The organism is Streptococcus sp. 121 (genome assembly GCF_016458205.1).
Taxonomy (GTDB): Bacteria; Bacillota; Bacilli; order Lactobacillales; family Streptococcaceae; genus Streptococcus.
On record NZ_JAEMED010000064.1, the window covers coordinates 1 to 7,130 of the forward strand.

The window sequence follows — 7,130 nt, forward strand, 5'->3', positions numbered from 1 at the left end:
AAATAAAGCTGCTGTTTCTTTACGTGTATGTCCCTCTTTAACATATTCAAGGACACGTTTTCTAAAATCAATTCCGTATGCCATAGGAATAGTATACCACATACAGTTTATAATCTAAAAGACTATATAAGGTTCGTCAATGTGACGTTTTTTAATTACTAATTCAACTGCACGAGCTATATCACTACAATGTATAAACGGTCTTTCCTGTTGACCACCGTATACCTGAATCTCATTATTTACAACAGCATTAGCAGTCATAACATTAACCGCTAAATCAAATCTCATTCTATTTGAAGCCCCAAAAACTGTACAAAATCTCAATACAGATATTCTCATAGTTTCTTTATAATTTTCTATATCTAATTCTGAAGCTAATTTCATTTCTGCATAGGAATCGACTGGATTTGGAATAGAATTTTCAAAAAATAGTTCATTACCGAATCCATAAACACTACAACTAGAGGCAAACAAAAATTCTTTCACACCAGACTTCTTGGCACTTTTCAAAACATTTTGTGTCCCAAAAACGTTAATATCATACGAAATATTTTCGTCGACTATACATGCTGGTTCCCCAACAATTCCAGCTAAATGAATTACAATATCAACATCTTTCATCGCTTTTTGTAATTTTTCTTGAATTCTAATATCTCCGACAATCAATTGAACTCTATCAGAATCCATAAATTCAGATATCGAATTAAAACCGAATAATCCACTATCAAAAATTATTAAATTATGATTAGTATACCTAACAAGATGCTCGACTACCCTTGATCCAATATAACCACAACCTCCAGTAATTAATATATTTGACATAAATATACCTCCTCAGATTATTAGTTTTATTTATCTTATTATAACCCTTATAAACATACATATGTGGTAAATTTATGGTTCTTTTATATATATCTTTAACTGCTAAAATGTTGATTTCGCAACGTCCTCACAAAGATACCAATTAATAATTGGTATAATCTAACAACTACATTCCTCACAATTCAAAAAACAATGTCCGTTTTTTGTCCGTCAAAATCTCTTAAAAATACTCATCTAACTCAATCTTTATTTATTTCAAAACCGCTTTAAATCAACATTTTTAAACTTTATTTCAAAATTATTACAAAAAAAATCAGCCTGCAGGGGGAGTGGGAAAGAACTCCCTTGGATTCGTTACAAGTCTTTATTTCAAGTTGTAAACTGAAATGGTTACTCCCCAAACCAACCTCGCTCTTTTATGGTTAAGCTCGGGTTCAAACAGTCTCTTCCCAGACTGTCTTCACTTTTTATTCAAGGCTCTGGTACAAAGGCATATTGAATGCCTTTAGAGTTTCTAAACATACTAAGTTCATGTCAATATTGATTAGTTTTTTTGGAGGTCAAAGAGTCAGGAATCGACTCTTTGAGTTTCTGGATATTTGCTTCGCCCTCCTATCTGTTACCTCAAACAGCCTTTTAGTTGTTTGACCGAATCAACCACTGCATCAAAGAATTTTTGCTAAGGGCACCTCGAAAAACTCCGGTTTTGCATCAAATCATGTCGTAGAAATCTTGATAAATCAATGTTCGAATTTTTAAGAGTTTAGTTTTTAGAGGTGCCCCTAAATAAATGTTAGAGGAATGTTAGAGGCTGGTACTTTTTACCCAGCCCCCAACATTTCCCCTTAAAAGAAATCATCTCATCAGCTTTTTCCTTCTAATTAGGATAAAATAAAGTAAAAGAAAGGAGTTCCCTATGCCACAATTTCTCGGACAAGAAGTCCATCTTATCGGTAATCGTCCCCAAATCGGAGATTTGGCTCCTGATTTCACCCTCCTTAACAAGGATTTAGAAAAAGTCAGCTTAGCTGATTTCCAGGGAAAGAAGAAGGTTCTTAGCATCGTTCCATCCATTGACACAGGAGTCTGTTCTGTCCAAACTCGTCAATTTAATGGCAATCTTGCCAATCGCGAAGACACAACTATTATTACAATTTCCATCGATACTCCCTTTGCCCAAGCTCGCTGGTGTGGGGTCGAGGGTCTAGACCAAGCGGTTATGCTTTCTGATTACTTTGACAATTCCTTTGGAAAAAGCTACGGTCTTCTTATGGAAGAATGGCACATTCTCTCACGCGCCGTTCTGATTCTTGATGAAAGCAACACAGTTCGCTATGTCGAATACCTCGAAGACGTCCACCAAGAACCCGATTACCAAGCTGCTATTCAAGCCTTGGATTCCCTATAATCTATCAATCCGCTAGAAATCTAGCGGATTTTTTCAACAATCAGCTACTGTAGCTTCCTAATTTGTACTTGTTTGGTAACCTGATACTAATAATTCTTTAGGAACAGCTCATGAACGAATCTAATGATTACCAAATTGTCTTTGATGATGAACGGGATATCTAATCCCTCTCCTTTCAATAACGTAAGCTTTCCTCTGTCTTTTTTCATGGTATAATTTAGGAAGCAAAACAAATAAAGGATTGACCATGAATCAACTCTACCTTCTTATTCTCGGCTGGATCTCAGCCGGTATTTTTGGCTATCTGAACTGGAAAAAGCCTAATACTAACATCACTCCCATCTTCTTGGGAGTAACTGGAATTATCCAAACCCTCTACCCAACCTGGCCTTTGGGGTTAGTCTACTCCCTGATGCTCCTCTGGTATGTTTGGCGACCTGAGCGGGAACAAATCTCCATCTGGCAGATGTTGCCCTTCTTCTTTTTAACCATCTTTGCCATTCCCAATCCTCTTTGTTGGGGATACATGCTAACCTGGTCTTTCTTCCGGGATAATCGCAGCCTGTTCAACCCCATCGTGATGATGATTTTCCTCATCTTCAGCTATCTTTACCTAGCCCAACTGAGCGCCGAGTTAGGCTTGGAAACCATCAGCAATATTTTTACAGGAGTCCTCTTCATACTCCTGCCTTTACTGATTTTAGCCGGTGGATTCTTCCTCATCTACAACGGTTTCGTCCTTCTCCGCAAGGAGGGACGCTCCAAGGCCAACTACTTTTCCCTCTTTCTGGGCATTACAGTGGTGCTCTTTTATGCCCTCGTCATCGTACGACTAACCTATTATGAGTTTTTCCTCCATCATCGACTTCTAGATATTCCCTATTACATCGCTATTTACACCTATATCCTTTTCGGAATCACCTTTACTGGATTTTTGATTTATTCTTGGTTGTATTTGCATTTGCCCAAAAAGAAAAAATATGACTTTATCATCATCCATGGGGCAGGTCTCCTGGGAGGCGAAAAGGTAACTCCCTTGCTCCGGAAGCGGGTAGATAAAGCCATCGAGGCCTATCGTCGATCCAAAAACCCCGCTGTCAAACTCATTGCCAGCGGAGGACAGGGACCTGACGAGAAAATTAGCGAAGCCCAAGCCATCCAAAACTACATTCTTGAGACCACAGATATCCCAGCGGAAGCCATCGTCTTAGAAGATCGCTCGGTCAACACCTACCAAAACCTCCTCTACTCAAAGGAATTAGGAGAACAACTGGTCACAGACCCACGCTTCCTCTTTGTCACCAATGATTACCATGTCTTCCGAACCAGCATCTACGCCCAACAAATCGGCATGAAAGGTGATGGACTTGGATGTAACACAGCCAGTTATTACATCCCCAGTGCCTTCTTACGGGAATTAGTGGCCATTATCGTTCGCCTCAAATGGCTCTACGTGACCCTCTACGCCCCATTCTTCCTACTTTTGTGGGTTGGGTATCATTAATAAACAGCCAAGAGGTTGGGTCTAGCGCCCCAACCTCTTGGCTGTTTATTTATTCAGATTTTGAAATATCTTTTAGCAATCTATTCAAAGAACTGGATTGATGGAGAATTCTCAAAACGACCACTTCACGCTTACAAAACCTATAAAAAATTGAATAGTTTTTTACGAGAAGTCTACGAATATCGATCCCCTTTTCTGCTAACTCAGGAACTAAAGGACATCGTTCTGGAAAAATCTCCAAAGTTTTTATCGCATTTACTATGGCCTGATAATGACGGCGAGCTGCTAATGGGGATTTGTACTCTATAGCAATATATAGAAATAGAGCTTCTAAATCCTGTTCTGCACTACTTAGTAATCTAACAACTACCTTACTCATAAATAGCGCTTTTCGAAGTCTTCCATAACTTCCAGAAGAGGGCGCCCGGGATCTATTTCTGCTTCCTTGTAAGCAGAAACCAGCATATCTTCCAGCTCCTGGGAGGTTAAATGATCAACCTGTATTCGTCTAGGTCCTTTATGCAAGGATAAATCAAATGGAACACTTTTCTTGATTGCCACTTGTTTCAGCAGCAGATTAATCAAGGTCGACATGGGCAGTCCTAGTTTTTGTAAGACTTGCTCGGCGGCAATTTTATCAGCTTCATCAACACGAACATTGATGGTTGCAGTTTTTCCCATAGGTTTACCTCCTTCTTTTGCTCTCATTGTACTACAAATGTATCGTAACTTCCATTACGAACTGGACAAATTGACTTGAAATACCTCAACTAAGTTAAGAATCAACTGGAAAACGAATCCCCATCGTCATTCTTCACAACTCATTTTCTCCGATTGTCAAATGCTTAATTTTTGGGATTTTTGCTATAATGGAAGACATGGATACTTTAATCAAAACAACCGCAAAAAATAGCGCTTTTCGCGCTTTTGTCATCGATGCGACTGAGACTGTGCGTGCTGCCCAAGAAGCCCATCAAACCATGGCCAGTTCCACAGTAGCCCTTGGTCGGGCCCTCATCTCCAATTTACTACTTGCCGCCAATCAAAAAGGCGATACCAAGATGACCCAAAAGATCATCGGGGATTCTTCTTTCGGCCACATTATCTCCGTTGCCGACAGCAAGGGGCATGTCAAAGGTTACATCCAAAATACCGGAGTAGACATCAAGAAAACCGCAACTGGAGAAGTCTTGGTGGGACCTTTCATGGGGAATGGTTACTTTATCGTCATCACAGACTACGGCATGGGCAATCCTTATACGTCCACAACTCCATTGATTAGTGGGGAAATCGGGGAAGATTTAGCCTACTACCTTACTGAGAGTGAACAAACACCATCAGCGGTCGGACTCAATGTCTTGTTGGACGAAAACGACAAGGTCAAGGTGGCTGGAGGCTTCATGCTTCAGGTTCTTCCTGGTGCCAAGGAGGCAGATATCGCTCGCTTTGAAAAGCGCATCCAAGAAATGCCTGCCATTTCGACTCTCTTGGAATCGGATGACCATATCGAAGCCTTGCTGGGGGCTATTTATGGGGAAGATGAATTTACCCGCCTGAGCGAAGAAAAGGTCACTTTCAACTGTGACTGTAGTCGGGAACGGTTCCTAAACGTCTTAGCTAGCCTTCCAAATCAGGACTTGCAAGAGATGGCAGACCAAGATCAGGGTGCAGAAATCACCTGTCAATTTTGCCAAAAAGAATATAAATTTACCGATAAAGATTTAGAGGAACTCATCAATGAAAAATCTGAATAAACCTTTCAATATTGGAAATGTCGAGATCCCCAATCGGACCATCCTAGCGCCAATGGCTGGGGTAACCAACTCGGCCTTTCGAACCATTGCCAAGGAACTTGGAGCTGGTCTCGTGGTCATGGAAATGGTCTCCGATAAAGGAATCCAGTACAACAATGAAAAAACGCTCCACATGCTCCACATCGACGAGGGCGAAAACCCTGTGTCAATCCAGCTTTTCGGAAGTGATGCTGATAGTCTGTCACGCGCTGCCGAGTTCATCCAAGAAAACACTCGGACCGACATTGTGGACATCAACATGGGCTGTCCTGTGAACAAGGTTGTGAAAAACGAAGCCGGCGCCAAATGGCTCAAGGATCCAGACAAAATCTACCACATCCTTAAGACGGTTAAATCTCATCTAGACATCCCGCTTACCGTTAAAATGCGGACGGGTTGGGCTGACCCAAGCCTAGCTGTTGAAAATGCCCTCGCAGCCGAAAACGCTGGCGTAGATGCACTGGCTATGCACGGACGGACTCGGGAACAAATGTATACCGGAGTAGCCGATCTAGAAACCTTGCAGACAGTCGCTCAAGCCCTCACCAAAATCCCCTTCATCGCTAATGGAGACATCCGAACAGCTGAGGATGCCAAACAACGCTTGGAAGTGGTCGGTGCCGATGCCGTAATGGTCGGACGTGCCGCAATGGGGAATCCCTACATTTTCAATCAAATCAACCACTATCTGGAAACTGGAGAACTCCTCCCAGACCTTAGCTTTGAAGACAAGATGCGCATTGCCTACGAACACCTCCGCCGCTTGATTGACCTCAAAGGCGAGTACGTCGCTATCCGCGAATTCCGTGGCCTCGCTCCCCACTACCTCCGTGGTAGCTCTGGTGCAGCCAAACTCCGCGGTGCCATCTCCCGCGCAGAAAGCCTAGCCGAAATCGAAGAACTCCTTCAATTACAGGGAGTTTAAGACTGCCTAAAACGTGATCAGTTTCAGAACCTAAAATATAATAGCTGTGTGATTTTTACAGCGGAACATATTAACGAATTAAAAATAGCCCTTGAAGATAAGTCACTAGCTCCTTTTCATAAGCGTATCCAAGCCGTGTATTTTAGAAGTCAGGATAAAACCTACTCAGAAATTAAACAATTACTCAATCTATCTCATGATACAGTTTGGCGATTGGTCACTAAATATGAATCAGATGGTTTATCAGCTCTAACAAAAGAAAGGCGTGGAGGTCGACGTAACGCTTATCTATCTTTTGAAGAGGAAGCTGAATTTTTACAAAATGAATTGAAATCTGCTCATGCTGGAGAGAGTGTGACAGCTAGTCATTTACATCAAGCTTATCAAAAGAAAATTAACAAATGCACATCAAAAGTAGCCTTCTACGATCTTTTAAAACGTCACAGATGGCGAAAGAGTACTCGTCATCCACAACATCCTAAATAATCCTGAACCCTGACAAGGGTTTAAGAAAATTTGAAACGTCTATAAGAAAAAACCATCAATTGTGACAATGTCATTAAGTTAAGACCTAGAATTTAAAATAAGACCACATTTGAAAGCTCATAATTACATCAGACTTTCAAATGTGGTCTTTTTGTGCACGCCAAATAAAGGTTTTTGTGACCTTTTTTAAAA

The 7,130-nt window shown here is 41.1% G+C and carries 8 protein-coding genes; 5 read left to right on the forward strand and 3 right to left on the reverse strand.

Annotation, left to right across the window (positions count from 1 at the left end):
- Window positions 1-114 precede the first annotated feature (114 nt).
- A complete protein-coding gene (locus tag JEQ21_RS09460) occupies window positions 115-822 on the reverse strand; it encodes an NAD-dependent epimerase/dehydratase family protein (RefSeq protein WP_199365276.1) in 708 nt (235 codons plus the stop codon).
- A gap of 916 nt (window positions 823-1,738) precedes the next feature.
- Between JEQ21_RS09460 and tpx the strand changes: the two genes are divergently transcribed.
- Window positions 1,739-2,230, forward strand: a complete 492-nt coding sequence (gene tpx / locus JEQ21_RS09465) for a thiol peroxidase (protein ID WP_199365277.1) — start codon at window positions 1,739-1,741, stop codon at window positions 2,228-2,230.
- 526 nt (window positions 2,231-2,756) lie between these two features.
- Window positions 2,757-3,734 (forward strand): YdcF family protein, encoded by a 978-nt coding sequence (locus tag JEQ21_RS09470; protein ID WP_199365283.1) that lies wholly within the window; start codon window positions 2,757-2,759, stop codon window positions 3,732-3,734.
- Between the two features lie 49 nt (window positions 3,735-3,783).
- Here JEQ21_RS09470 and JEQ21_RS09475 read toward each other — a convergent pair whose 3' ends face one another.
- Window positions 3,784-4,113, reverse strand: a complete 330-nt coding sequence (locus JEQ21_RS09475; RefSeq protein ID WP_199365278.1) for a type II toxin-antitoxin system RelE/ParE family toxin — start codon at window positions 4,111-4,113, stop codon at window positions 3,784-3,786.
- A complete protein-coding gene (locus JEQ21_RS09480; RefSeq protein WP_199365279.1) occupies window positions 4,110-4,415 on the reverse strand; it encodes a type II toxin-antitoxin system RelB/DinJ family antitoxin in 306 nt (101 codons plus the stop codon). Before JEQ21_RS09480 ends, JEQ21_RS09475 begins: the two co-directional genes overlap by 4 nt.
- 197 nt (window positions 4,416-4,612) lie before the next feature.
- On the opposite strand from JEQ21_RS09480, the gene hslO reads away from it, so the two are divergent.
- Genes hslO through JEQ21_RS10060 form a run of 3 tightly spaced genes read left to right on the forward strand, consistent with a single transcriptional unit; the run spans window position 4,613 to window position 6,938 of the window.
- Window positions 4,613-5,488 carry an Hsp33 family molecular chaperone HslO gene (gene hslO / locus JEQ21_RS09485; RefSeq protein WP_199365280.1) on the forward strand — a complete coding sequence of 292 codons (876 nt, stop codon included), beginning with the start codon at window positions 4,613-4,615 and terminating at the stop codon, window positions 5,486-5,488.
- On the forward strand, window positions 5,472-6,452 hold the full coding sequence (dusB, locus tag JEQ21_RS09490) for a tRNA dihydrouridine synthase DusB (RefSeq protein ID WP_199365281.1): 981 nt from the start codon (window positions 5,472-5,474) through the stop codon (window positions 6,450-6,452). The genes hslO and dusB overlap by 17 nt, the downstream gene beginning before the upstream one ends.
- Window positions 6,453-6,500: 48 nt before the next feature.
- Complete coding sequence (locus tag JEQ21_RS10060) at window positions 6,501-6,938, forward strand: helix-turn-helix domain-containing protein (RefSeq protein ID WP_199365282.1); 438 nt, start codon at window positions 6,501-6,503, stop codon at window positions 6,936-6,938.
- Window positions 6,939-7,130 lie beyond the last annotated feature (192 nt).